A 23677-nucleotide genomic window follows, 5' to 3' on the forward strand; every position below is an offset into this window, starting at 1 on the left:
CCCGGCCCGGCCCCGCGGCCCCCCGCCACCCCCCCCCACCCGGGGGGGGGCCCGGCCCGGTCCACGAGGGACGGTCCGGCCACCGCGACGGTGGAGCTGATCGGTCAGGCGGGCAGGCTCGCCGCCCCGCGCGGCAGGAACCGCCGGCCGGTGACCCGCTCGGAGGTGCCGGTGCGGTCCAGGTACGGCGTGACGCCGCCCAGGTGGAACGGCCAGCCGGCGCCCAGGATCATGCACAGGTCGATGTCCTGCGCCTCGGCGACCACACCCTCGTCCAGCATGAGCCGGATCTCCTGGGCGAGCGCGTCGAGCGCGTTCTGCCGTACCTGCTCGGCGGTCAGCGGCTCATCGCCCACCACCAGCAGCTTTGCGACCTCGGCGTTGATCTGGTCGTCGACGACGAGCGGCTGACCCGAGTCGGCGATCCGCTTCAGGTTCTCGCTGACGTCGTAGCGGTCCGGGTACGCGGCGTGCAGGGTGCCGCCCACGTGGTACGCCACGGCCGGCCCGACGAGCTGGAGCAGGGCGAGCGGCCGCATCGGCAGGCCCAGCGGGTCCAGGGCGCTGTCCGCGACGTCCAGCGGAGTGCCGGCGTCCACGGCGGCGAAGACGGTGCCCAGGAAGCGGGTGAGCAGCCGGTTCACCACGAACGCCGGGGCGTCCTTGACGAGCACGCTCGACTTCTTGAGCTGCTTGCCCACGGCGAACGCGGTGGCCAGGGTGGCGTCGTCGGTGCGCTCGCCCCGGACGATCTCCAGCAGCGGCAGCACCGCCACCGGGTTGAAGAAGTGGAAGCCGACCACCCGCTCGGGGTGCTCCAGCTCCGCCGCCATCTGGGTGATCGACAGCGAGCTGGTGTTGGTGGCGAGCACCGCCTCCGGGGAGACGATCTTCTCCAGCTCGGCCCACACCTGCTTCTTGACGCCCAGGTCCTCGAAGACCGCCTCGATGACGAAGTCCGCATCGCTGAAGGCGCTCTTGTCGACCGTGCCACTGACCAGGCCGTACAGCTTGGCGGCCGTGCCCTTGTCCATCCGGCCCTTGGTGACGGCCTTCTCGATCTGGGTGTGTACGTAGCCGACGCCCTTGTCCACCCGGGCCTGGTCCAGGTCGGTCATGACGACCGGCACCTGGAGGCGGCGGGCGAACAGCAGCGCCAACTGGCTGGCCATCAGGCCGGCGCCGACGATGCCGACCTTGGTGATCGTGCGAGCAAGGCCCTTGTCCGGTGCGCCGGCCGGGCGCTTGGCCCGCCGCTGTACCAGGTCGAAGGCGTACAGGCCGCTGCGCAGCTCCTCCGAGAAGACCAGGTCCGCGAGGGCCTCGTCCTCGGCGGCGGTGCCGGCGGCGAAGTCGCCGTCCTTGGCGGTCTCGAGCAGATCCAACGCCTTGTACGCGGCCGGTACCGCGCCGTGCAGCCGCTGGTTCAGCGTCTCCCGGGCGAAGTAGAGCACGCCCGCCCACATGTCCTTGTCGACCTCGGGCCGGGTCACCGTGACCTGGCCGCGCACCACACCGGCGGCCCATTCGAGCGAGCGCTCCAGGAAGTCGGCCGGTTCCAGCAGCACGTCCGCGATGCCCAGCTCGGCGGCCTGCTTCGGCTTGAGCATCTTGTTCTGCATCAGCGGGTTCTGGATGATCACCTGCGTGGCGGCGGGGATGCCGATCAGGTTCGGCAGCAGTTGCGTGCCGCCCCAGCCGGGCACCAGACCGAGGGAGACCTCGGGCAGGGCGAGTGCCGCCGCGCCTCCGGAGAGCGTCCGGTAGTGGCAGTGCAGCGCCAATTCCAGGCCGCCACCCATGGCCGCGCCGTTGACGAACGCGAACGTGGGCACGCTGCTGTCCTTGAGCCGGGCGAAGACCCGGTGACCGAGCCGACCGATCTCCAGCGCCTGTGCCCGGTCGGCGAGCTGCGGCAGGCCGACGATGTCCGCGCCCACGCAGAAGATGTACGGCTTACCGGTGACCGCGATGAACGCCGGGTCGGCGGCGAGCGCGGCGCTGATCGCCGCGTCCAGGCTCGCCAGACCGGCCGGGCCGAAGGTGTTCGGCTTGGTGTGGTCGAAGCCGTTGTCCAGGGTGATCAGGGCGGCGGGCCGGTCCAGCCCCGGCACGTTCACCTGACGCAGCAGCGCCCTGGTGACGACCTCGTTCGGCGCCTTCACAGTGCTCGCGCTCACTTGTCGCCACCTTCCCAGTTCGGGTTCTCCCAGATGACCGTGCCGCCCATGCCGATGCCGATGCACATCGCGGTCACGCCGTAGCGGACCTCGGGGTGCTCGGCGAACTGGCGGGCCAGCTGCGTCATCAGCCGTACGCCGGACGAGGCGAGCGGGTGGCCGATGGCGATCGCGCCGCCCCACGGGTTGACCCGCGGGTCGTCGTCGGCGATGCCGAAGTGGTCGAGGAAGGCGAGCACCTGCACGGCGAACGCCTCGTTCAGCTCGAACAGTCCGATGTCGTCGATGCTGAGCCCGGCCAGGCGCAGGGCCTTCTCCGTCGACGGGATCGGGCCGACGCCCATCACCTCCGGCTCCACCCCGACGAAGCCGAACGACACCAGCCGCATGGCGACCGGCAGGCCCAGCTCGCGGGCGGTCGCCTCGTCGGCGAGCAGGCTCGCGGTGGCGCCGTCGTTCAGGCCGGCCGCGTTGCCCGCGGTGACCTTGCCGTGCGGGCGGAACGGGGTCTTCAGGGTGGCGAGCTTCTCCAGCGAGGTGTCCCGCGGGGCCTCGTCCACGGTTGCCAGACCCCAGCCGCCCTCGGCGTCCCGGATGGACATCGACACCAGGTCGTCCTGGAGCTTGCCGTTGGCGTACGCCTTGGCGGTCTTCTGCTGCGAGGCGAGCGCGAACGCGTCGGTGCGTTCCTTGGTGATGTGCGGGACCAGGTCGTGCAGGTTCTCCGCGGTCGCGCCCATGACCAGCGCGGACGGGTCGACCAGCTTCTCGGCGACGATGCGCGGGTTGGGATCGACGCCCTCACCCATCGGGTGGCGGCCCATGTGCTCGACGCCGCCGGCGATGGCGACGTCGTACGCGCCCATGGCGATGCCGCTGGCCACGGTGGTCACGGCGGTCATCGCGCCGGCGCACATCCGGTCGATGGCGAAGCCGGGCACGGTCTTGGGCAGGCCGGCCAGCAGCGCGGCCGTACGGCCGATGGTGAGGCCCTGGTCGCCGATCTGGGTGGTGGCAGCGATGGCGACCTCCTCGACCCGCTCCGGCGGAAGCTGCGGGTTGCGCCGCAGCAGTTCCCGGATGCAGCGGATCACCAGGTCGTCGGCGCGGGTGTTGGCGTACATGCCACCCGCCTTGCCGAATGGGGTACGGACGCCGTCGACGAAGACGACATCCCGAACTTCACGGGGCACTTGAGCCTCCTAATCGACCACAATTCGGCCTCCGCACCGCTGGGCGGCGCTCCGGACCGAACGAGCGTCGGCCGGGCGGGGCACGTCACCCGGAATGCTACTCGCCAGTAACCAACCCCGTCCCCACGCCCCACTGTGGCCCACCCCACAAACCGGCCCCACCGGCCCCCACCCCACTTGGCCACGCCTCGCCTCGCGTGATCATGAAGTTGTTGTCACGACACGCCGATGGCGATGGCACTAACTTCATGATCAACGGCGGCCCGCGGGGCGGGATTCGGGGGAGAGGACGGGCGGGGTGGGTTAGGGGATGGGGTTGGGGGCCAGGGCCTCGGTGAGCTCTGCGCCTAGCAGGGCGATCTGCCACTCGCGGGCGTTGAAGCCGCGAAGTACCTCCGCCACCGTGGCCTCGGTGATCTCCTCCGGAGGAGTCCAGGCCAGCCGACGTACCGAATCCGGGGTGATCAGATTTTCCGGGGGCAGGTTGTGCTCGCCCGCGAGACGGACCACCACCTCCCGGCAGCGGGCCAGGCGACCGGCCGCCACCGGGTCCCGCTCGGCCCACCGGTGCGGTGGGGGTGGTCCCTCCACCGTCGGGGTGACCGGTAGGGCGTCGTCCGGCAGCTCCCGGGCGTCGTCGAGCGCGGCCAGCCAGGTACGGGCCAGCCGGCGGACCGATCGGCCGCCGAAGCCGGGCAGCGTCAGCAGCGTCTTCTCGTCCTTCGGGTCCAGCTCGGCCGCCGCGACGATGGCCGAGTCGGGCAGCACCCGACCGGGCGCGGCGTCCCGTCGGGCGGCGATCTGGTCCCGGGCGTACCACAGGGAACGGACCCGGGCCTGAGCCCGCGCCCCTCGCACGCGGTGGATGCCGGACGTGCGCCGCCAGGGCTCGGCGCGGACCCGGGGCGGGCGCGCGCCGGTACGGACCAGGGCGGCGAACTCCTCGGCGGCCCAGGCCGACTTGCCCTGCCGGGCCAGCTCGGCGTCGAGCGCGTCGCGCAGATCGGTGAGCATCTCCACGTCGAGCGCCGCGTAGGTCAGCCACGACTCGGGCAGCGGACGACTCGACCAGTCGGCCGCCGAGTGGTGCTTCTCCAGGGTGTAGCCGAGTAGCTGCTCGGTCAGCGCGGCCAGGCCGACCCGGTCGAACCCGGCCAGCCGAGCGGCCAGTTCCGTGTCGAACAGCCGGCGTGGGCGCAGCCCCACCTCGGCCAGACACGGCAGATCCTGGCTGGCCGCGTGGAGCACCCACTCGGCCTCGCCGATCGCCGCGTCCAGCGCGCTGAGGTCGGGCAGCGGCAGCGGGTCGATCAGCGCCGTGCCGGCGCCCGCGCGGCGTAGCTGCACGAGGTACGCGCGTTGGCTGTAGCGGTAGCCCGATGCGCGTTCGGCATCGAGGGCAACCGGGCCGGTGCCCGCCGCGAAACGGGCCACGACCTCGGCGAGTTCGGCCGGGGTGGCCACCGGTTCGGGGGTGCCGTCACGCGGTGCGGTCAGCGGAACGGGCCCACCGTCGGTCGGGTCGGGCCCCTCGCCCGCCGGCTGCGGCTGGGCCGACGGCGGGTGCTGGGGTGCGTGTCCCGGAGGTTCTGCGGTGGGCCGACGGCGCAGGGGTGGTTCGTCGGTCACCTGCCAACCCTAGTGCGCGCGCCGATCCCGCGTGCGCAGCCGGTCCGGCGTGTGTCGACCAGGTGTCCGCAAGGCGTCCTTTCGGATGCCGGACATCGGGGGAGACAAAGCCCGTTCGCGCAGGTACGGTCCATCGAGCCGTCGGCCCCGATCGGGTGACATCCGGGATCACGGCCGCACGGGGAGATCACGGGGAAGGGCAAGACGATCATGACGGCTGGTTTCGGTGCGGGCGACGGGCGACCGATGGGCGCCGACCCGGACGCCATGAGCGGTTCAGCCGCCGAACGGCCCGGTCCGCTGCCCCCGCGCATCGAACCGCATCCACCGGTCGGCGCCACCTGGTCCGGCACGCCGGGCGGCACCGAGCAACCCATGGCCGTCCCGACGCCCCGCACCGGTTGGTCGGCGCCGCCCAACAGCGGGCAGTGGGGTCAGGGTCCGGTTCCGGCCGGCCCGCCCGCCGCGCCGCCGGGACCGGCGCCCTACCCGGCGGGGCCCGCGCCGTACGCCCCGGTGGCTCCCGCGTCGTACGGCGGCGGCTATCCGCCCGCCGGTGACCTGGCCAGCGCGCCGCCGTACCCCGCTGGCCAGCCCGGTTGGCCGGGCGTCACCCCGCCGCCGACGCGACCCACCCGACGCCGCTGGCCGGTCGTGCTGGCCACGGTGCTCGTCGTCGCGTTGGCCGCCGTGGTCGGTGTGCAGGCGTACCAGCTCGACCGCCTCGGTGACCGGCTCGCCGCCACTGACGGCCGGCTGGCGCAGGCCCAGGAGGGCGACGGCGCCCGCCTCGACGGCCTGGAGAAGCGCGCGGACGCCCTGGAGAAGCAGGCCGGCGCCGCGTTCAACCCGGAGGCGGTGGCCAGCGCCGTGCTGCCCAGCGTGTTCCGGGTACGGGCCGGCCAGTTCACCGGCAGCGCGTTCGCGGTCGGCAAGCCGGCGGCCGGCGGCGGCACCAACCTGTTCACCAACTTCCACGTGGTCGAGTCGGTGTGGGAGGGCGGCGGACGCGAGGTCTTCCTGGAGCGCACGGACCAGCGCTTCCCGGCGACCATCGTCAAGGTCGACAAGACCAACGACGTGGCGCACCTGCGTACCACCGGCAAGTTCACCGGGCTGGTCACCGCGCCCACCGCCGTGAAGTCCGGCCAGCAGATCGTCGTCGTCGGCGCTCCGCTCGGCCTGGAGGACAGCGTCACCACCGGTGTGGTGAGCGCGTTGCGCGCCGCCCAGGGTGGCTCCGGCCCGGCCATCCAGTTCGACGCGCCGATCAACCCCGGCAACTCCGGCGGTCCGGTGATCAACGGCAGCAAGCAGGTGGTCGGCATCGCCACCGCCAAGGCTCGCGACGCCGAGGGCATCGGGCTGGCCGTACCGATCAAGGTCGCCTGCGACGGTTTCAAGATCTGCTGACCCGCGGCCTCGGCCGCCCGCGCCACCACACGGCCCTCCCGGCCGTCTCCCAACCCCGTCCGGGTCCTCGGTCCCGGACGATTCCGACGCTGCATCCGGTCCGTCGCGCCCACCGGCGGAGGACCCGCTCACCTGGAGGAAGAAACATGTCCCAGCCACCGACCGGCCCGGAGGGCACCCCGCCCGCCGCGCCGACGCCGCCGGCCGCCACCCCGCCGGCCGGTGCGCCAGACGCCGACGCGACGGTGCCGCACGCGACGACGCCCCAGCCGACCGGCACCGAACCGACCGCGCAGTACCCGACCGGTCAGCCCGCTCGGCCCACCCCGCAGCAGTACGCCCCGGGCCAGGCGATGCCGCCGCAGCAGTACGCCCCGGGCCAGGCCGCCCCGCAGTACGGCGCCGGCCAGACGGCCGCCTACCCGGCCAGCGCCCCGCCGTACGCCGGGCAGCCGATGTCGGCGCCGCCGGTCTCCGGTCCCGCGTACGGGCAGCCCATGTCGGGCCCGCCCGGTATGGCGCCGTACGGCGCTGCGCCGGCCCCTCGACGGAGCCGCGCGGTGCTGGTGCTGGCCCTGGTGGCCACGCTGCTCCTCCTTGTCAGCGGGGTGATGACCGGGCTGTTCGTGACCAAGAACAACGAGCTGAACCGGACCGAGAAGCGCCTCACCACCCAGGTCAGCCAGCGGGACGGCACCATCGCGGCCAACACCACCGAGATCGGTCGGCTCAAGACCGAACTGCAGGTCATGCAGGACAAGCTCGACAACACCGAGCAGGATCTGACCGGTACCCGGAACGACCGTGACGAGCAGGCCCGGCAGAAGAAGGTCATCGCCAGTTGCCTGGACAAGCTGACCACGGCGCTGGGCGCGGCGGCGGCCGGCAACAAGAGCAAGTACGACGCCGCGATGAAGGGTCTCGACAAGGTCTGCGACGAGGCGGAGAACTACCTCTGATCCACCGCGCCGCCCGCCGTCACCCGCGCCCTCAGGCGGTGGCGGCCGGGCGGCGGTCGGCGAGCGCGGTGACCCCGGGCGGGGGCAGGCCGGCCGTCGAGGCGAGCAGGGTGCACCACCCGAGCAGGTGGGAGGCCAGGTTGTCGTCGACGGGTGTCCAGGAGGCACGGATCTCGATGTCGCCGGCCGTCGGTGGGCCGGCCAAATCACCGAACCGGGTCGACATGGTCTGGGTGACCGTTCCGCCGATCGCGCGGTGACGGGCGTCCTGGGTGTCGAGGGCGTCGGTCAGCCACGTCCAGCCGACCCCGGGTAGCAGCGGGTCGGCGGCGAGGTCGACCTCCAACTCGGCCGTCACGTAGGTGACCAACCGCAGGGTGCCCTGCCACGCCTCGTGGCCGGCGGGATCGTGCAGCAGGATCAGCCGCCCGGTGGCCACCTCGTCGTCGTCGCGCAGCACCGTCGCGGAGAGCGCGAACGTGTACGGCGCGAGTCGTTGGGGCGCGCCGACCTCCTCCAGGGTGATCTCCGGCCGGGGCGCCGGCGACCGCAGCCCGGCGACCGCGCGGGCGAAGGTCTCCGGGAGCGCGATCGGGGGGGCCATGTCGGCAGCCTATGCCGCCGCGTGGCCGCCCGCTTCGACGGCGCGCCGACACTCGCGAGGGGCGTCCGGGTGTGGAACGTGCCCTTCCTCTCACCCCCACCCGGTCCGAGGCGGGCGGCGTGGCACGATTGCGGCGATGACCACGGATACCACGGGCACTGCCGCCCGAGACGGACACCCGCGCCCCGGCGGCCCGGCCGACTCGCCCTTCGTCCGGGCGTGCCGGCGCCAGCCCGGCCCGCACACCCCGGTCTGGTTCATGCGCCAGGCGGGACGCTCCCTTCCGGAGTACCGGGAGATCCGGGCCAACGTGCCGATGCTGGAGTCGTGCCGCCGCCCGGAGCTGGTCACCGAGATCACCCTCCAGCCGGTACGCCGGCACGGGGTGGACGCGGCCATCCTGTTCAGCGACATCGTGGTGCCCGTCGCCGCGGCCGGGATCGACCTGGACATCGTGCCGGGCACCGGCCCGGTGGTCGCCGAGCCGATCCGTACCGCCGCCGACGTCGAGCGGATCCGCCCGATCAGCCGCGACGACGTCCCGTACGTGGACGAGGCCGTCCGGCAGCTCGTGGTCGAGCTGGGCGACACCCCGTTGATCGGCTTCGCCGGTGCGCCGTTCACGCTGGCCAGCTACCTCGTCGAGGGTGGCCCGTCGCGGACCCACGCCAAGACCAAGGCCCTGATGTACGGCGACCCCGAGTTGTGGCACGCGCTCTGCGCCCGGCTGGCCGAGGTGACCCTGGCCTTCCTGCGGGTGCAGATCGAGGCCGGGGTGTCCGCCGTGCAGCTCTTCGACTCGTGGGCCGGCGCGCTCTCCGAGGCCGACTACCGCCGCTACGTGCTGCCGCACTCGACGAAGGTGCTCGGCGGGTTGGCTGACGCCGGTGTGCCGCGCATCCACTTCGGGGTGGGCACCGCCGAGCTGCTGGGAGCGATGGGTGAGGCCGGCGCGGACGTGGTCGGCGTCGACTGGCGTACGCCACTGGACGTGGCCACCGGCCGGATCGGACCGGACAAGGCGGTGCAGGGCAACCTGGACCCGGCCGTGCTGCTCGCGCCGTGGCCGGTGGTCGAGGCCGAGGTACGCCGCATCGTCGAGCAGGGCCGGGCCGCCCCCGGGCACGTGTTCAACCTCGGCCACGGTGTGCTGCCGGAGGTCGACCCGGACGTGTTGACCCGGGTCGTCGCGCTGGTGCACGAGGTGTCCAGCCGCCGGGCCGACCAGGGCTGAGAAGGCGATGCGGCAGCCCTGGCGGGTGGCGGTGGTCGGCGGCGGGATCGCCGGGTTGGCCGCCGCGGTCCGCTTGCGCGACCGCGCGCCGGAGGGCGCCGAGATCACCGTGTACGAGCAGTCCGGCGCGCTCGGTGGCAAGCTGCGCACCGGTTCGCTGGCCGGTGGACCGGTGGAGTTCGGCGCCGAGTCGTTCCTGATGCGCGACCCCACCGGGGCCGAGAGCGCGGCGGTGGCGCTGGCTCGCCGGCTCGGGTTGGCCGAGAAGATCGTGCACCCCAGCGTCGGGCAGGCCGCGCTTGTCGTCGACGGGGGGCTGCGCCCCATCCCGGGCGGGACGCTGGTGGGCGTACCCGGGGATCTGGATCGGGTGGCGGCGGTCGCCCGCCCGGCGGCGGACGCCGACGTCGACGGCGGTCGGCCGCTGGTCGGGCCCGACGCGGACGTCTCGGTGGGCGCGCTGGTCCGCTCCCGCTTCGGCGACGAGGTGGTCGACCGGCTGGTCGACCCGATGCTCGGCGGCGTGTACGCGGGCCGGGCCGACGACCTGTCCCTGGTCACCACGATGCCGGCGCTGGCCCGTACGGCGCGGGTGGAGCACACCCTGGTCGGCGCGGTCCGGGCCGCGCAGGCCGCCGCCCCGCGCGCGCCCGGCGCCCCGGTCTTCGGCACCCTGGCCGGCGGGCTGGGCACCCTCATCGAGGCGGCGGTGACGGCCAGCGGCGCGACGATCCGGCGGGACGCCGCCGTGCGCGAGGTGACCCGGACCGACAGCGGCTGGCGGCTCACCGTCGGCCCGACCCGCGACCCGCAGAGCGTCGACGTGGACGCCGTGGTGCTGGCGGTGCCGGCCCGGCCGGCGGCCCGTCTGCTCGCCGGTCCGGCCCCACAGGCCGCGTCGGTCGTCGGCGAGTTGGACTACGCGAGCGTCGCGCTGGTCACCCTGGCGCTGCCGCAGCCGCCGCTGCCCGAGCTGTCCGGCTTCCTGGTGCCGAGCACCGAGGGGCTGCTGATCAAGGCGGCGACGTTCTTCACCACGAAGTGGGGGCACCTACGGCGGCCGGACGGGCTGGCGCTCGTGCGTGCCTCGGTGGGCCGCTACGGCGAGGAGGCGCAGCTCCAGCGCCCGGACGCCGACCTGGCCGCGACCGTGCACCGGGAGCTGTCGGCGGTGCTCGGCAGTGCGCTGCCCGCCCCGGTGGACGGGCACGTGCAGCGGTGGGGCGGCGCGCTGCCGCAGTACACCCCGGGGCACGCCGACCGGGTCGCCGCCGCGCGCACGGCGCTGCGGGCCGCGTACCCCACCCTGGTCCTGGCCGGCGCCGGCTACGACGGTGTCGGCATACCGGTCTGCGTCCGCTCCGGCGAGACGGCGGCCGACGAGATCATCACAGCACTGGGAGGATCGGCGAGATGACCGAGCAGACCAACGCGGCCCGGCTGCGGGAGCTGAACGACAGCATCCGCTACACGATGTGGTCGGTGTTCCGGGCCAGCGGAACGCTGCCGTCGCTGCGGGACAACGTCACCGGTGAGGTCGAGTCCCTCTTCGACGAGCTGGCCGGCAAGGACGTGGTGATCCGGGGCGTGTACGACGTGGCCGGCCTGCGCGCCGACGCGGACGTGATGATCTGGTGGCACTCGGCGTCGAGCGACGCCCTCCAGGACGCGTACCTGCGGTTCCGGCGCACGACGCTGGGCCGGGCGCTGACCCCGGTGTGGTCGCAGATGGCGCTGCACCGGCCGGCCGAGTTCAACAAGAGCCACATCCCGGCGTTCCTGGCCGGCGAGGAGGCCCGCCCCTACCTGTGCGTCTACCCGTTCGTGCGCTCGTACGAGTGGTACCTGCTGCCCGACGCCGAGCGGCGTGAGCTGCTGGCCGAGCACGGGAAGATGGCGCGCGGCTACCCCGACGTACGGGCAAACACGGTCGCCTCGTTCGCGCTTGGCGACTACGAGTGGATGCTCGCGTTCGAGGCCGACGAGCTGCACCGGATCGTCGACCTGATGCGGGACCTGCGCGCCTCCGGGGCCCGCCGGCACGTCCGCGAGGAGGTCCCGTTCTACACGGGCCGCCGCCGCTCGGTCGCCGAGATCGTCAACTGCCTGGTCTGACCCTCACCGCCCGCCGCCCGCACCCCCGCCCGGGCGTGCGCCCAGCCCAGCCCCCGCCCTGACCCCCAGCCCCGCCCCTCCTGCCCCACCCCCGCGATCTTGCACTTTCTGTTGCGACGAAAGGGGCATAGGCCGCGATCTGGCAACCGAAAGTGCAAGATCGCCGCACCGGCTGCCCGATCTCGTCGATCATGGAGTTGTGGTGCCTGATTTGCCCGTCAGTGGGTGCTTTGTCAACCACCACAACTTCATGATCGACACGGCGAGACGGGGGTGACGCGGCGGCACGGGGTGGGGTGGAGGGGGCGGAGCATGACCTGTTCTCGGCGTACGCCGTCGGGCATGAGGTCACCCGGCTCGTCGGTCAAGCGGAAGCCGGCGCGGTGGTAGAGGGACTTGGCGCGCGCGTTGTCCACCCTGACGCAGAGCCGTAGCCGCTCCGCGCCGCGCTTCTGGGCCCAGTGCGCCACCTCGTTCACCAGGCGGTCGCCGACGCCGCTGCCGCGAGCGTCGGGGTGCACCCACATCGAGATCAGGTCCAGCGTCAGCGGGTCCGACGTGGGTACGCCGCTCGACATCCCGACCGGACGCCCGGCCAGGGCGGCCACCAGGTTGAGTGAGCCGGGAATGCTCAACCGGTCGCGCCAGCGCTGCTCGCGATCGCCGTCACCCTGCCAGTCGGCGAGCCGTGAGCCGAACGCGTCCGGCGCCTCGGCGAGGGCGGCCAGCCGTAGCTCCCGCCAGGTGGGCCAGTCGTCGGGGGTGAGCACCAAGATGTCGATCATGCGGAGATGGTGCCCGGACGGATCGCCGGGCACCACCGCATTCCCGCCGTCCGGCGCCGCGCCCCCGCCCGGGTGCGGCACCGGACGGGGATCAACTGGTCGCCGTGCAGGAGACCAGCGGAACCGGGTTGCTGCCGTTCCAGGAGCCGAGCAGACCGAATGTCGTACTCGCCCCGGCAGCCAGCGTGCCGTTGTAGTTGACGTTGCGCGCGGTGACCAGCGTGCCGTTGGTGGTGACGGTGGCGCTCCACACCGAGGCGACCTGCTGCCCGTTGTTGTAGTTCCAGCTCACCGACCAGCCCCTGGTGGGTGAACCACCGGCGGTGACCTTCACCTCGGCCTGGAAGCCGCCGGACCACTGCCCGGTGATCTGGTACGTCGCCGTGCAGGCGCCGGCCGGCGGCGGGGTGCTCGGCGGGGGAGTCGTCGGCGGCGGCGTCGTCGGCGGGGGAGTGGTGGGCGGCGGCGTGGTGGGCGGCGGCGTCGTCGGCGGTGGCGTGGTGGGCGGCGGGGTGCTGGTGCCGCCACCGAAGTCCACGTCACTGCACAGGTAGTACGACTGGTCCAGGTGGCTCGCCTGCCAGATGGTGTAGACGATGTGCCGCCCGGTCCGTCCCGTCGCGCTGACCGGGATCTGGATGGAGACGCCATCGGCCTCTCTGGTCCACTGTGACGCCGGGGTGTTGCCGATCTGACCGGCCAACTCCAGGTCGTTCCAGCCCAGCGGCTGGGTGGCCGAGTTGAAGCCCTGCTTCGTCACGTACACCCGGATGTAGTCGGCGCCGTGGCTGGCCTGGTCGAAGAAGCGCAGCCGGAAGTTGTTCGCCACCGACGTGGTCTTCCAGGCGCCGACCGTGTCCATGGCGTTGTAGCGGCCGTTCTGGGTGCGTCCGCCGCTGCACAGTTGGCCGTTCGGGATCGCGCCCTGGTGGTTGCCGGCCACGCCCTCCCGGAACAGGCCGTTCCAGTTCCACATGGCCTGCGGGTCGGCCTGCCAGGCCTGCCAGCACATCGGGTCCTCGGTGGCCATGCGTGGGTTCTGGAAGTCACCACCCCAGCGCTGCCAGCAGCTGTAGCTGCGCGAGGGTGGGTCGACGACCGAGCCGTGCGCGGAGGCGGATGGGACCAGCGAGACGCTGAGCGCCGTGGTCAGCAGGAGCGTGGCGGCTGCCGCGATGGCGAGCGGCCGGAGCACGCGTGGTGTTCGGGCGATTGTGGACATGGAGCCCCCGGGGGGATGAGGTCGGACGACGACACCCGGACTGCCGGGAGTTGCCCGCTCCCGTGCCCACTCGCTGGCTCCCGCGATGGCTCTATCCGGCACGATGCCAGGTTGATCGTCAGACGTCAATGGCCGCCGGTTGCGCGCCTCGGCGCATCGGGGTGTGCGGGATACCGTCCTCGACGTACTCCGGGCCGCTGACCGTGAAGCCGTGCCGGGCGTAGAACGCGACCAGGTGCGACTGGGCCTCCAGCACGCATGGCCGGTCGCCGACCAGGTCGAGCGCCGCCGCCATCAGCCGGCCGGCGTGCCCGCCACCACGGGCCGCCGGGGCCACCACCACCCGGCCGATCCGGGCGACGCCGTCCGGGTCGGCCAGGATCCGCAGGTACGCCGTCAGAGCGTCGCCGTCGGTCAGCCAGACGTGTCGGGTGCCCGGCTCGACGTCCCGCCCGTCGAGTTCCGGGTACGGGCAGTTCTGCTCCACCACGAACACGTCGATGCGCAGCTTGAGCAGGTCGTGAAGGGTGCGGGCGTCCAGGTCGGCGAAGAGGGCGGTTCGGATCTCGGTGGTCTGCTGGGGCATCCACCGATCCTAGGTCGGGCTGGTTCACCCGGTGTTCGCCCGCTCAGGCGCGACGTAGGTGGCGGCCACGGCGGTGAGCAGCAGAACACCGCCGACGATCACGGGCCGGGGGAGCGGTTCGTGCAGCAGCGCCACCGCCAGGGCCGCGGCGGTGAGCGGTTCGAGCAGGGTCAGCACGGCCGCGACGCTGCCCGGCGTGGTGCGCAGCCCGGCGTAGAACAGCGCGTACGCGACCGCCGTGGTGACCACGCCGAGGTGCAGCAGCAGTGCCACGGTGTCGAGGCGTACCGGCACGCTGATCCCGGCGACGAGGGCCGACGGTGCCAGGGTGAGCGCACCGACCACGGTGGAGATGGTGGTGAGTGTCATCGGCGCGGTGTGCTGCGACACCTGGCGGCTGATCAGGGTGGTCACCGCGTATCCGAGGCCGGAGCCGACCGCCGCGAGCAGGCCGAGCAGCGGGGCGGGCGCCGCCGCGCCGGGCTGCTCGGTGGCGGCGGTGATCAGGACGAGGCCGGCCACCGCCGCGACGAGCGTGCCGAGTCGCAGCGGCCCGGGGAGCCGACGGGCGTGCACCGACTCCCAGGCCGCGGCGAGCACCGGGGCCAGGCCCAGGCTGACGATGGTGGCCACGCTGACCCCGGCCCAGGCCACGGCGGCGAAGTAGAGCGCCTGGTAGAGGCCGAGGCCGATGCCGGTGAGCAGCAGCGGTACGGGTGCGGCGCGCAGGGTGGCCGCGATCGCGCGGAGCCGGCCGGCGGCGCACGCCAGCAGCACGAGCGCGGCGATGGCGAGGCGGTGGAAGCCGATGCTCACCGGGCTGAGCCCGGTGCCCTCGCGCAGGAGTTGCACCGCCACGCCGGTGGTGCCCCACAGCACGCCGGTGACGGTGATCTGGATCAGGCCGCTGCGGGCGGCCGAGGCGGCCGGCAACAGGGTACGGGTGGTGGACACGGGAGCGCTCCGAAGGGTGAGCCGTTGACGGGTGGACGTCGACGGAGCGCGTACGACAGAGTGGCCGAGCGGGGTCAGGTCACCCGGTCGGCGAGAGGCGCGGCGCTCCGCTCAGGAGCGCGGCGGGGGCAGGACGCCCAGGAATGGCCGCATGGCGACGACCGTACCCCAGCTTGGCGGTCCGGTTGGCCCACGGCCGGGCCGACCCGGTCAGGCCGACCCGGTCAGGCCGGGCGTGCGCCGACGGCGTCGCGGATCTCGGCGCCCTCGGCGCCCTCGACTGCGCGGGCACAGTGGCCGCAGCAGAAGAACCGGCCGTTGACCTCGACGCCGTGTCCCACGATCTTGACCTGGCAGTGTTCGCAGATGGGCGCCATGCGGTGGATCGCGCACTCGAAGGAGTCGAAGGTGTGCACGTCACCGCTGACGGTGTGCACCTCGAACGCCATCCAGTAGTCGTTGCCGCAGACCTCGCAGGTTGCCACAGAAACCCCCCATATCAGGACATGTAACCCCAGGGTGCCTCAAGGCGGGGTAGTGGCGGATGAATTACCGTCAGTCGGCCGGGCTGAGCGGCGTGTCGGCGTCGGCGTGTCGCGCGTTAGGCCAGGTGAACCGCCGTGACCCCCGGAGGATCGCCATGATCAAACGCAACAAGCTCTTCGGCAGCCAGACCCGGGTGACCTTCTGCCTCCCGCGGGACGCGCCACCCGGTCCGGTGAGCGTCGTGGGCTCGTTCAACGACTGGGAACCCGGCCGGCACGAGTTGGTGGCCCGGCGCGACGGCACCCGCACGGTGACCGTGAAGCTCGGCCCGGGGGAGTACCGCTTCCGCTACCTCGCCTCCGGTGGCGTCTGGCTCGACGACGAGACCGCCGATGACGTCGACGACAACGGCAGCCTGCTGCGACTGTGAGAGGCCAACTCGTCACCATCGATGTATTTATCGATGACACTCTTTACTGTTAATAAAGTTTAAATTACCTTGGGGGCACCTCACCGCACCTGCAGAAGGAGCTGCCCCCATGCGCCGAAGAATCACCGTCCCGCTGGTGGCGGCGGGCGCTGTCGCCGCCACCCTCACCGTCGCCGCGCCCGCCCAGGCGCACGGCTACGTCTCCGCCCCGCCCAGCCGGCAGGCGCTCTGCGCACAGGGCAAGGTGCCCGACTGCGGGCAGATCAAGTACGAGCCGCAGAGCGTCGAAGGGCCCAAGGGCCTCAAGAGCTGCAACGCCGGCATCACCCAGTTCGCCGTCCTCAACGACGACAGCCGGGGCTGGCCGGCCACGTCGGTCGGTAGCTCGCTGACCTTCACCTGGGTCAACACGGCGCGACACGCCACCAGCAACTGGGAGTACTGGATCGGCAACACCCGCGTCGGCGTGGTCAACGGCAACGGGCAACAGCCCGGCGCGACGGTCTCGCACACCGTCAACCTGGGCGGTTTCTCCGGCCGGCAGAAGATCCTCGCCGTGTGGAACATCTCCGACACCGCGAACGCCTTCTACTCCTGCATCGACGTGCAGATCGGCGGCGGCGGCGGGTCGACACCCACCCCGACGCCGACCACCTCACCCACGCCGCGGCCCACGACCAGCCCCACCGCCGCGCCGACGACCCCGCCCCCGACGGGCGGCAGTTGGACGGCCGGCCGGGCGTACCAGGTCGGCGACCAGGTCACCTACGGCGGCCGGACGTATCGCTGCCGGCAGGCGCACACCGCGATCGCCGGCTGGGAGCCGCCGAACGTACCGGCGCTCTGGCAACAGGTCTGACCGCGCGGGTGCGGCTCCGGCCGCACCCGCGTCGCCACCCCCACCCGATCGGAGCCCCGGCATGCCCCGCGCAACCCACCTGGCGTGGTTGGTCGCCGCGTCGCTGCTCGCCGGCTGCGCCGGGCCGTCCCCGCGCCCGCCGGCCCCCGCGTCCCCGGTGGTGGCCGACTCCGCGCCGGCCGCCGCCGAGCTGAGCGGCATCGACGTGGTGTTCCTGAGCACGATGGCCGGGCACAGCGAGCGCACCCTCCAGATCGTCCGGCTCGCCCGGGACCGGCTCCGCGACGACGCGCTGAAGACACTTGCCGCCGCCATCGAGGTCACCGAGGCCGACGAGCTGTCGACCATGCGCGGATGGCTGCCGACGAGCGGACCGGGCGTCAGCGCCGCCGCCGGGCACGACCACGCTGGACACGGCGACGACGCGGCGCTCGACCGGCTGCGGGCCGCGTCGGACGCCGACGTCGACCGGGTGCTGCGCGAGGTCCTCGCCGACCACCAGCGGGCCGCCGCCGACCTGGCCCGGGCCCAGGTCGGCGTCGGCCGCGACGAGCGGGTCCGCGACCTGGCCCGGCGGATCGAACAGTCCCGGTCCGCCGAGGTCGAGCTGCTCAGTGGGTACGACGATCAGGTCAGCGGGGTTCCAGGCGCACCGAGATCGAGTTGACGCAGTGGCGGGTGTCCTTCGGCGTGAAACCCTCGCCGTGGAAGACGTGCCCGAGGTGACTGTCGCAGCGGGCGCAGCGGATCTCCGTACGGGCCATGCCGAGGCTGCGATCCTCGATCTCCTTGACCCGGCCCGGGATGGCGTCGTCGAAGCTCGGCCACCCGCAGTGCGAGTCGAACTTCGTGTCACTGGAGAAGAGTTCCAGACCGCAGGCCCGGCAGTGGTAGACGCCCGACGTCTTGGTGTCCACGTACTCGCCGGTCCACGGACGTTCCGTTCCGTGCTCCCGCAGGACGTGGAACTCCTCCGGGGTCAGGCGGACGCGCCACTCGTCCTCGGTCTTGGGCAGGTTGTTGTCGTCAAGACTCACCCGTCAACGGTACGTCGAACGTCGGGGGCGTGGCATAAGGTCGCGGGATGGGTGGCACCAAGGCAGCGGTCGCCGAGGTCGAGGTGGCCGGGCACACCGTACGACTCAGCAGCCCCGACCGGGTGATCTTCCCCCGGCGGGGCTTCACCAAGGCGGACGTCTTCCACTACTACCTCGCCGTCGGCGACGGGATCATGCGCGCCCTGCGGGACCGGCCCACCACGCTGCAACGCTTCCCCGAGGGCGTCGAGGGTGAGGCCTTCTTCCAGAAGCGGGTGCCCACCCGGGGCGTGCCGCCCTGGATCACCACCGCCGACATCACCTTTCCGAGCGGTCGCGGCGCGGCCGAGCTGTGCCCGGCCGACCTGGCGCACGTGGCCTGGGCGGCGCAGATGGGCACGATCGTGTTCCACCCCTGGCCGGTGCGCGCCGCCGACACCGACCGCCCCGACGAACTGCGCATCGACCTCGACCCGCAGCCCGGCACCGACTTCGCCGACGCGGGCCGGGCCGCCGCCGAGGTGCGCGCCGTCCTCGACGAGCTGGGCGCGATCGGCTGGCCGAAGACCTCCGGCGGGCGCGGTGTGCACGTCTACCTGCGCATCCAACCCCGCTGGACGTTCACCGAGGTCCGTCGTGCCACCATCGCCCTGGCCCGTGAGGTCGAACGCCGCAACCCCGACCTGGTGACCACCGCCTGGTGGAAGGAGGAGCGCGGCAGCCGGGTCTTCGTCGACTACAACCAGATGGCCCGCGACCGGACGATCGCCTGCGCGTACTCGCTGCGCGCCAACGCCCGGGCCACCGTCTCCACCCCGGTCACCTGGGACGAGCTGCCCGACGTCGACCCGGACGACTTCGACCTGCGGACCGTGCCGGCCCGGCTCGCCGAGCGCGGCGACCCGCACGCCGGCATCGACGACGCCCCGTGGGACATCACGCCCCTGCTGGAGTGGGCCGACCGCGACGCCGCCGCCGGCCAGGGCGACCTGCCGTACCCGCCGGACCACCCGAAGATGCCCGGCGAACCCAAGCGCGTCCAGCCCAGCCGCGCCAAGCGCACTCCCTAGCTCCGTTCTCCGGAGGGCGGCCGGGCCGTCCACGCCACGAATCTGTCGAACAGCTCCCGAGGGTCGGGTAGCGCGTCCGGGTTCAGCTTGAGCAGGTCTGCCGTCGCCTCGAACAACTGGCTCGCCAGGTAGACCGACAACCCCACCCGATCCCGCCGGTACTGCATGGTCAGCAGCAACCGGGCCGGCGGGCACGGCCAGGCGGCCGCACAGACGCGACAGAGCCATAGCGGGCGCATCGGAGTGTGCGGGCGGATCACCCTCCGCTGGTGGGGGTGGGTTGGCGAACCGTTCGACGTAGACATGCCCCTTACGGTGACCGGTAAGTTGACCCGGGTCAAGGAGTCAGGTCAACTGTCTACCGTCCGCCATATGGATTTGGTGGGCGCTGCGGAGATTCGCGCGATGCTTGGCGGCATCAGCAAGCAGCGCGTCTACGTGATCACCAGCCACCGAAACTTCCCTGAGCCAGTGGCTGATCTGGTGCAGGGCAAGGTCTGGCGCAAGTCGGACGTGATGGCCTGGATTCGAGAGCATCGCCCGGAGTTGGCCGAGGATTGATCGCCTCGGTTCAGCGCCCCGACGCGGCCGATTCTTGTCGTACACCTGTTCTAGAATTTGTCTGTGATCGATGAGTTGGCGCGGGCGGACCAGGCGGTGGCGGCGTGCGCCGACACCGCCGTCTGGGCCCTCGCCGACCACGACCTGATCGCGGCGCTCGATGCCAGCCACCGGCTGGCGCAGCGCCTGGCGGCGACCCAGTTGGCGCTGGTGCGCGAGCTGGACGGTCGGGGCACGGCTGTCGCGCAGGGCGCGTCCTCGACGGCGGTGTGGCTGCGTGGGCGGCTGCGACTCGACATCGGTGCCGCGCGCCGGCTGGTCGGCCTCGCGGCCGCGGTCGACGTCGCGCCACCCGCTGTGCGCGAGGCGTTGGCGGACGGCACGGTCAGCGTGGAGCAGGCCCGGGTCATCGCCGACACGGTTGCCACGGTCTCAGCCGTGGCTGGCGGTGAGGTGGCCGACAAGGCGGTCGGCGTGCTCGTCGAGTGGGCGGGGCGGTTCGACCCGACGCTGCTGCGGCGATTGGGCACCCGGATTCTCGACCACGTCGCCCCCGACCTCGCCGACGCCGCCGACGCGGCGGCCCTGGAAGCCGAGGCCGCCCGCGCGGCCCGCGACCGGCACGTCACCGTCTCCGCGCAGACCGACGGGCGGCTCCGGCTCAGCGGCATCCTCGACGCCGAGGCCGCCGCGTTGCTCCGCGCCGCCATCGACCCGCTGGGCGCGCCCTCCGGCCCCGACGACACCCGCTGCGCCGGCCAGCGCCGCCACGATGCCCTCGCGGACGTGTGCCGGCTCGCGCTGCGCACCGGCGAGCTGCCCGAGGCCGGCGGTGACCCCGCGCAGCTCGTCGTCACCACCAGCTTCGACGGGCTGACCCGGCAGTTGAGCGCGGGTGCCCTCGATGTCGGCCTGCGCCTCACCCCCGACACCGTGCGCCGGGTCGCCTGCGACGCCGCCGTCCTGCCGGCCGTGCTCGGCGGCACCGGTCAGGTCCTCGACGTCGGCCGGCAACGCCGCCTTGTCACCGGGCCGCTGCGGCGGGCACTGGTGCTGCGCGACCGGGGCTGCGCCTTCCCGGGCTGCGACCGGCCGCCGCGCTGGTGCGCCGCCCACCACATCCGCCACTGGGCCGACGGCGGCGCGACCAGCCTCGACAACGCCGTCCTGCTCTGCGGCCACCACCACCGGCACGTCCACCAGACCGACTGGGTAGTGCGGCTCGGCCGCGACGGTCACCCGGAGTTCGTGCCGCCGGCCTGGCTCGACCCCGACCAAATCCCACGCCGCAACGAATTCCACCGCCGGACGTAGGACGGTCGGCTACCGGATGAATCCGGGCCGGCTGAGCCAGTTGACATTGTCGATACCCTGCGAGGTCTGGTGGGGGAGAGGTGGCTGATGCTCAAGGACGTCAGGTCGGTACGGGTGCTCGCCTACTTTCCGTGTCAGCTCTCCGCGCCGGCCGGGGCCGACGATGAGGTGCCCGCGGGGTGGAGCGTCACCGACGGCCTCGACGACCTGGCGTTGCAGCCCTACGGTCAACGGCTCCTCGACGAACTGCTCGGCAGCATGCCCCGGCCCACGACGGAGATCAGCGGTGGCGCGGAGATCCTGCGGGCCGCCGGGCAGGACATCGATCCCGCGCTGTCGCCCACCACCGAATCCGGCGCGTGGCAGGTGGTGTCGGCCCGGATCAGCCGCTGGAACGTCGACTGTGGCCTGCTGTGCGTCACGTACCAACTGCCGGACGGCATCGTCGGCGGCGCCGGCGACGTGGTTGCCGAGGTCGCCCCGCCGGTGCAGCGGATGGTGCCCGCGGTGACGCGGCTCCTGCGTGCCGTCCTGCCGACGCCGGCCGGTACGGACGAGGTGTTCGTCCTCTGGGCCAACACCACCTTCGCCGTCCGGGTCGATCCGGACTGCGCTCCGGCGCGCCGACGGGCCATCGCCGAGCGGTTCACCCCGGACGGTGTGGACTGCACGCCCGACGGCATCTCCGACGGCGTTCTGCGGGTCGGCTCGCACACCACGGCCGTGGTCAGTGACTTCGGGTCGCGTCCGGCCCTGCTGTTGGCGCGGTTGACCGGGGTGCATCACGTCTGCTGGGCTGCGGCCCTGCGCTACGACGCGGTGCTCTCGGCGGAGCTGTCCCAGATCGACCCCGGGCGTGGCGGCCTGTCCATGAGCGCTCTGGAAGACCAGGCCAAGCGCATTCTCAGTGGTTACCACCGCATCCGCCTGTTCCGGCTCGGCTATTCGTCGGTCGAGGCGCATCTCGACGCGGCCGGCGGCACCGTGTGGAACGCGCTGGAGCAGCAGTGGAAGTTCCGGCTCGTCCTCACCACGCTGGACGAGCGGCTCGACTTCGTCCGGACGCTGCACCAGCAACTGGTCGGCCGCCTCCAGGACCGACGGTCCCGCCTGCTCAACGAACTGGTGCTGGCCTTCACCTTCCTGAACATCTTCGCCATCGTGCTCGCCGCACTGACCTTCGTGGCGCTGCCGAGCCTCGACGTCGGGCTCCTGGCCTCGGCGATCGGAGTGGTGATGCTGCTGGCGAACCTGACCGCGTACCTCGCGTTCCGTCGCCAGATGAACGACCCGGGTCGGGCCTCCGGCGCGTGACCCGGCGGTCGACCTGAACAGGGCCGCACAGGGCGCGCGGTCATCGATAGCATCGCCGCCATGGCGACGCGGCTTGTGCAGATCAACATGAAGGCCCGGGACGAGGTGGCGCTCGGCGAGTTCTGGGCCGAGGTGCTCGGCTGGGAGATGTCCAGCGAGGGGCCCGGTGTGACCAACCTCGAACCGAAGGGCGTCGTCTACCCCGATCCCGTCGCCGTCTTTATCGACATCGTCGTCTCCGACGAGCCCAAGACGGGAAAGAACCGCGTACACGTGGACCTGGCGACGACCTCGGCGGCGCACCAGGCCGAGGTCGTCGCGCGCCTGACGGAGCTCGGCGCGACGCCCGTCGACGTGGGTCAGGGGGACGTGTCGTGGATCGTCCTGGCCGACCCGGAGGGCAACGAGTTCTGCGTGCTGGACTGGCACGACTCGAACCAGGACACCGGCCCGATCGCCTCCGTGGTGGTCGACTGCGCGGACCCGAGAGCCATGGCGCGTTTCTGGGGCGAGGCGACGGACTGGACCGTGCACAAGGTGACCGACGACAGCGCGGTCCTGCGCTCGTCCCGGGGCGTGGGTCCGTACCTGCAGTTCCTGCGGACGCCCGACGTGAAGACGGGGTGGAACCGTGTCCACCTCGACGTGCGCCCGTACCCGGGGGACGACATGGAGGCCGAGGCGGCGCGACTGCGGGCTCTCGGCGCGACCCCGATCGACCTGGGCGACAGCACGATCCCGTGGAAGGTCTTCGCCGATCCGGAGGGCAACGAGTTCTGTCTCCTCACCCCGATGTGATCCGCGCGGCACCGCCACGTGTCAATCGCCGTACCGATTGACTTTCGATAGGTAGCGAGCGAAACTCGATACATGCTTGTTGAACGTCGAGCGGTGTCCGCTCTCCGAGTGTTCCTCCTGGTGCTGTTCGGGGTCCTGGTCCTCTTCCAGACCCTCTCGCTGCCGGGGCAGTTCGCGCACATGGCGCAGGAGTCGCCACAGGACGCGTACCTCCGGTGGCCGGCGACGATCGTGACGGTCTTCTGGGTGCTCTGCGTCCAGGTGGTGATCGTCGCGACGTGGCAGTTGCTCAGCCTCGTCAAGAACGACCGCATCTTCACCGAGGCGTCGCTGAAGTGGGTGGACGCCATCGTCTGGGCCATCGCCGCCGCGTGGCTGGTGCTGGTGGGCGTCTTCCTCTACGTCGGGTTCAACGCCGACGACCCCGGACTGCCGCTCCTGCTGTTCCTGCTGACGGTGGGCGTCACCGTGCTGGGCCTCCTCATGGTGGTCATGCGCGCCCTGCTGCGGCAGGCCACCACGCTACGGACCGACATGGAAGCGGTGATCTGATGCCCATCGTCGTCCGGATCGACGTCGAGTTGGCCAAGCGCAAGATGAGCGTCGGCGAGTTCGCCGAGCGCGTCGGGCTCACCCCGGCGAACGTGGCGGTGCTCAAGAACGGCCGCGCCAAGGCCGTCCGCTTCAGCACCCTCGAAGCGATGTGCCGGGTGCTCGAATGCCAGCCCGGCGACCTCCTCGAGTGGGTCGAGGAGGAGACCGCATGAGGTACGTCGTCGCCATCGCGGCCGTCGCCCTCGGCGTCGCCGTCGTCGTGTACGGAGGGGCCGACGATTCGCCGGGCCTCCAGCTCATCGGCGCGCTGCTCGTCGTGGGCGCGATCGCCTTCGCCGTACGGGCGGCCCGACGCGGCGCGTGACCGCGCCGACCGTCC

At 72.4% G+C, this 23677-nt stretch carries 27 protein-coding genes; 16 read left to right on the plus strand and 11 right to left on the minus strand.

Annotated elements, in window-relative coordinates:
- Positions 1-104: 104 nt before the first annotated feature.
- The 3 genes from ABZ272_RS21425 to ABZ272_RS21435 form a co-directional block, all read right to left on the minus strand.
- A complete protein-coding gene (locus tag ABZ272_RS21425; RefSeq protein ID WP_355051707.1) occupies positions 105-2180 on the minus strand; it encodes a 3-hydroxyacyl-CoA dehydrogenase NAD-binding domain-containing protein in 2076 nt (691 codons plus the stop codon).
- A complete protein-coding gene (locus tag ABZ272_RS21430; protein ID WP_355051708.1) occupies positions 2177-3373 on the minus strand; it encodes a thiolase family protein in 1197 nt (398 codons plus the stop codon). Before ABZ272_RS21430 ends, ABZ272_RS21425 begins: the two co-directional genes overlap by 4 nt.
- Before the next feature lie 303 nt (positions 3374-3676).
- Entirely contained in the window at positions 3677-5002 is a 1326-nt protein-coding gene (locus ABZ272_RS21435) for a ribonuclease D (protein WP_355051709.1), read from the minus strand.
- Between the two features lie 210 nt (positions 5003-5212).
- On the opposite strand from ABZ272_RS21435, the gene ABZ272_RS21440 reads away from it, so the two are divergent.
- A complete protein-coding gene (locus ABZ272_RS21440; RefSeq protein ID WP_355051710.1) occupies positions 5213-6415 on the plus strand; it encodes a S1C family serine protease in 1203 nt (400 codons plus the stop codon).
- A 146-nt stretch (positions 6416-6561) separates the two neighbouring features.
- Entirely contained in the window at positions 6562-7374 is an 813-nt protein-coding gene (locus ABZ272_RS21445; protein ID WP_355051711.1) for a hypothetical protein, read from the plus strand.
- Between the two features lie 31 nt (positions 7375-7405).
- Here ABZ272_RS21445 and ABZ272_RS21450 read toward each other — a convergent pair whose 3' ends face one another.
- Positions 7406-7978: a DUF3000 domain-containing protein gene (locus ABZ272_RS21450; RefSeq protein WP_355051712.1), complete on the minus strand. Its 573-nt coding sequence runs from the start codon at positions 7976-7978 to the stop codon at positions 7406-7408.
- A gap of 136 nt (positions 7979-8114) precedes the next feature.
- Between ABZ272_RS21450 and hemE the strand changes: the two genes are divergently transcribed.
- The 3 genes from hemE to hemQ are packed head-to-tail and all read left to right on the plus strand — an operon-like array spanning position 8115 to position 11327.
- Entirely contained in the window at positions 8115-9212 is a 1098-nt protein-coding gene (hemE, locus tag ABZ272_RS21455) for a uroporphyrinogen decarboxylase (RefSeq protein ID WP_355051713.1), read from the plus strand.
- Positions 9213-9219: 7 nt separating this feature from the next.
- Positions 9220-10629 carry a protoporphyrinogen oxidase gene (hemG, locus tag ABZ272_RS21460; protein ID WP_355051714.1) on the plus strand — a complete coding sequence of 470 codons (1410 nt, stop codon included), beginning with the start codon at positions 9220-9222 and terminating at the stop codon, positions 10627-10629.
- Positions 10626-11327, plus strand: a complete 702-nt coding sequence (hemQ, locus tag ABZ272_RS21465; protein WP_355051715.1) for a hydrogen peroxide-dependent heme synthase — start codon at positions 10626-10628, stop codon at positions 11325-11327. The genes hemG and hemQ overlap by 4 nt, the downstream gene beginning before the upstream one ends.
- Positions 11328-11575: 248 nt before the next feature.
- Here the strand turns inward: hemQ and ABZ272_RS21470 are convergent, their stop codons facing one another.
- The 5 genes from ABZ272_RS21470 to ABZ272_RS21490 all read right to left on the minus strand — a co-directional run bounded on the left by ABZ272_RS21470 (position 11576) and on the right by ABZ272_RS21490 (position 15359).
- Positions 11576-12112 (minus strand): GNAT family N-acetyltransferase, encoded by a 537-nt coding sequence (locus ABZ272_RS21470; RefSeq protein ID WP_355051716.1) that lies wholly within the window; start codon positions 12110-12112, stop codon positions 11576-11578.
- A 91-nt stretch (positions 12113-12203) separates the two neighbouring features.
- The gene (locus tag ABZ272_RS21475) at positions 12204-13334 is read right to left on the minus strand and encodes a lytic polysaccharide monooxygenase (RefSeq protein ID WP_355051717.1); all 1131 of its coding nucleotides are present in this window, start codon (positions 13332-13334) and stop codon (positions 12204-12206) included.
- Positions 13335-13452: 118 nt separating this feature from the next.
- Positions 13453-13920 (minus strand): GNAT family N-acetyltransferase, encoded by a 468-nt coding sequence (locus tag ABZ272_RS21480; RefSeq protein WP_355051718.1) that lies wholly within the window; start codon positions 13918-13920, stop codon positions 13453-13455.
- A 24-nt stretch (positions 13921-13944) separates the two neighbouring features.
- On the minus strand, positions 13945-14874 hold the full coding sequence (locus ABZ272_RS21485; protein ID WP_355051719.1) for a DMT family transporter: 930 nt from the start codon (positions 14872-14874) through the stop codon (positions 13945-13947).
- A 224-nt stretch (positions 14875-15098) separates the two neighbouring features.
- Entirely contained in the window at positions 15099-15359 is a 261-nt protein-coding gene (locus tag ABZ272_RS21490; RefSeq protein ID WP_355051720.1) for a Prokaryotic metallothionein, read from the minus strand.
- 155 nt (positions 15360-15514) lie between these two features.
- Between ABZ272_RS21490 and ABZ272_RS21495 the strand changes: the two genes are divergently transcribed.
- The 3 genes from ABZ272_RS21495 to ABZ272_RS21505 all read left to right on the plus strand — a co-directional run bounded on the left by ABZ272_RS21495 (position 15515) and on the right by ABZ272_RS21505 (position 17316).
- Positions 15515-15790: a glycoside hydrolase gene (locus ABZ272_RS21495; protein ID WP_355051721.1), complete on the plus strand. Its 276-nt coding sequence runs from the start codon at positions 15515-15517 to the stop codon at positions 15788-15790.
- A gap of 109 nt (positions 15791-15899) precedes the next feature.
- Positions 15900-16649, plus strand: a complete 750-nt coding sequence (locus ABZ272_RS21500) for a lytic polysaccharide monooxygenase (RefSeq protein ID WP_355051722.1) — start codon at positions 15900-15902, stop codon at positions 16647-16649.
- Between the two features lie 61 nt (positions 16650-16710).
- Complete coding sequence (locus ABZ272_RS21505; RefSeq protein ID WP_355051723.1) at positions 16711-17316, plus strand: DUF305 domain-containing protein; 606 nt, start codon at positions 16711-16713, stop codon at positions 17314-17316.
- Here the strand turns inward: ABZ272_RS21505 and msrB are convergent.
- Entirely contained in the window at positions 17282-17686 is a 405-nt protein-coding gene (msrB, locus tag ABZ272_RS21510) for a peptide-methionine (R)-S-oxide reductase MsrB (protein WP_355051724.1), read from the minus strand. The two genes, ABZ272_RS21505 and msrB, sit on opposite strands and share 35 nt — an antisense overlap.
- Positions 17687-17733: 47 nt before the next feature.
- Between msrB and ligD the strand changes: the two genes are divergently transcribed.
- A complete protein-coding gene (gene ligD, locus ABZ272_RS21515) occupies positions 17734-18756 on the plus strand; it encodes a non-homologous end-joining DNA ligase (protein ID WP_355051725.1) in 1023 nt (340 codons plus the stop codon).
- On the opposite strand, the gene ABZ272_RS21520 is transcribed toward ligD, so the two are convergent.
- Positions 18753-19061, minus strand: coding sequence for a hypothetical protein (locus ABZ272_RS21520; RefSeq protein WP_355051726.1), 309 nt, complete (start codon positions 19059-19061; stop codon positions 18753-18755). The two genes, ligD and ABZ272_RS21520, sit on opposite strands and share 4 nt — an antisense overlap.
- Positions 19062-19128: 67 nt before the next feature.
- On the opposite strand from ABZ272_RS21520, the gene ABZ272_RS21525 reads away from it, so the two are divergent.
- From ABZ272_RS21525 to ABZ272_RS21555, 7 genes are all read left to right on the plus strand, one after another.
- Positions 19129-19317 (plus strand): hypothetical protein, encoded by a 189-nt coding sequence (locus tag ABZ272_RS21525; protein ID WP_355051727.1) that lies wholly within the window; start codon positions 19129-19131, stop codon positions 19315-19317.
- Between the two features lie 63 nt (positions 19318-19380).
- Positions 19381-20631 (plus strand): DUF222 domain-containing protein, encoded by a 1251-nt coding sequence (locus ABZ272_RS21530; protein WP_355051728.1) that lies wholly within the window; start codon positions 19381-19383, stop codon positions 20629-20631.
- Positions 20632-20718: 87 nt separating this feature from the next.
- On the plus strand, positions 20719-21945 hold the full coding sequence (locus ABZ272_RS21535; protein ID WP_355051729.1) for a hypothetical protein: 1227 nt from the start codon (positions 20719-20721) through the stop codon (positions 21943-21945).
- Positions 21946-22005: 60 nt separating this feature from the next.
- Positions 22006-22743, plus strand: a complete 738-nt coding sequence (locus ABZ272_RS21540) for a VOC family protein (RefSeq protein WP_355051730.1) — start codon at positions 22006-22008, stop codon at positions 22741-22743.
- A 93-nt stretch (positions 22744-22836) separates the two neighbouring features.
- Positions 22837-23295, plus strand: coding sequence for a DUF2975 domain-containing protein (locus ABZ272_RS21545; RefSeq protein ID WP_355051731.1), 459 nt, complete (start codon positions 22837-22839; stop codon positions 23293-23295).
- A complete protein-coding gene (locus ABZ272_RS21550) occupies positions 23295-23510 on the plus strand; it encodes a helix-turn-helix transcriptional regulator (RefSeq protein WP_355051732.1) in 216 nt (71 codons plus the stop codon). Before ABZ272_RS21545 ends, ABZ272_RS21550 begins: the two co-directional genes overlap by 1 nt.
- Positions 23507-23662 (plus strand): hypothetical protein, encoded by a 156-nt coding sequence (locus ABZ272_RS21555; protein ID WP_355051733.1) that lies wholly within the window; start codon positions 23507-23509, stop codon positions 23660-23662. The genes ABZ272_RS21550 and ABZ272_RS21555 overlap by 4 nt, the downstream gene beginning before the upstream one ends.
- Positions 23663-23677 lie beyond the last annotated feature (15 nt).

It is taken from the genome of Micromonospora sp. NPDC005979 (assembly GCF_040614415.1).
GTDB lineage: Bacteria > Actinomycetota > Actinomycetes > Mycobacteriales > Micromonosporaceae > Micromonospora.

What these genes read in the sequence shown, in the direction of transcription:
- ABZ272_RS21440 (WP_355051710.1), top strand. Translation starts at nt 5,213, where the DNA reads ATGACGGCTGGTTTCGGTGCGGGCGACGGGCGACCGATGGGCGCCGAC.
- ABZ272_RS21445 (WP_355051711.1), top strand. Translation starts at nt 6,562, where the DNA reads ATGTCCCAGCCACCGACCGGCCCGGAGGGCACCCCGCCCGCCGCGCCG.
- ABZ272_RS21450 (WP_355051712.1), bottom strand. Translation starts at nt 7,978, where the DNA reads ATGGCCCCCCCGATCGCGCTCCCGGAGACCTTCGCCCGCGCGGTCGCC.
- hemE (WP_355051713.1), top strand. Translation starts at nt 8,115, where the DNA reads ATGACCACGGATACCACGGGCACTGCCGCCCGAGACGGACACCCGCGC.
- hemG (WP_355051714.1), top strand. Translation starts at nt 9,220, where the DNA reads ATGCGGCAGCCCTGGCGGGTGGCGGTGGTCGGCGGCGGGATCGCCGGG.
- hemQ (WP_355051715.1), top strand. Translation starts at nt 10,626, where the DNA reads ATGACCGAGCAGACCAACGCGGCCCGGCTGCGGGAGCTGAACGACAGC.
- ABZ272_RS21470 (WP_355051716.1), bottom strand. Translation starts at nt 12,112, where the DNA reads ATGATCGACATCTTGGTGCTCACCCCCGACGACTGGCCCACCTGGCGG.
- ABZ272_RS21475 (WP_355051717.1), bottom strand. Translation starts at nt 13,334, where the DNA reads ATGTCCACAATCGCCCGAACACCACGCGTGCTCCGGCCGCTCGCCATC.
- ABZ272_RS21480 (WP_355051718.1), bottom strand. Translation starts at nt 13,920, where the DNA reads ATGCCCCAGCAGACCACCGAGATCCGAACCGCCCTCTTCGCCGACCTG.
- ABZ272_RS21495 (WP_355051721.1), top strand. Translation starts at nt 15,515, where the DNA reads ATGATCAAACGCAACAAGCTCTTCGGCAGCCAGACCCGGGTGACCTTC.
- ABZ272_RS21500 (WP_355051722.1), top strand. Translation starts at nt 15,900, where the DNA reads ATGCGCCGAAGAATCACCGTCCCGCTGGTGGCGGCGGGCGCTGTCGCC.
- ABZ272_RS21505 (WP_355051723.1), top strand. Translation starts at nt 16,711, where the DNA reads ATGCCCCGCGCAACCCACCTGGCGTGGTTGGTCGCCGCGTCGCTGCTC.
- ligD (WP_355051725.1), top strand. Translation starts at nt 17,734, where the DNA reads ATGGGTGGCACCAAGGCAGCGGTCGCCGAGGTCGAGGTGGCCGGGCAC.
- ABZ272_RS21520 (WP_355051726.1), bottom strand. Translation starts at nt 19,061, where the DNA reads ATGTCTACGTCGAACGGTTCGCCAACCCACCCCCACCAGCGGAGGGTG.
- ABZ272_RS21525 (WP_355051727.1), top strand. Translation starts at nt 19,129, where the DNA reads ATGGATTTGGTGGGCGCTGCGGAGATTCGCGCGATGCTTGGCGGCATC.
- ABZ272_RS21535 (WP_355051729.1), top strand. Translation starts at nt 20,719, where the DNA reads ATGCTCAAGGACGTCAGGTCGGTACGGGTGCTCGCCTACTTTCCGTGT.
- ABZ272_RS21540 (WP_355051730.1), top strand. Translation starts at nt 22,006, where the DNA reads ATGGCGACGCGGCTTGTGCAGATCAACATGAAGGCCCGGGACGAGGTG.
- ABZ272_RS21550 (WP_355051732.1), top strand. Translation starts at nt 23,295, where the DNA reads ATGCCCATCGTCGTCCGGATCGACGTCGAGTTGGCCAAGCGCAAGATG.
- ABZ272_RS21555 (WP_355051733.1), top strand. Translation starts at nt 23,507, where the DNA reads ATGAGGTACGTCGTCGCCATCGCGGCCGTCGCCCTCGGCGTCGCCGTC.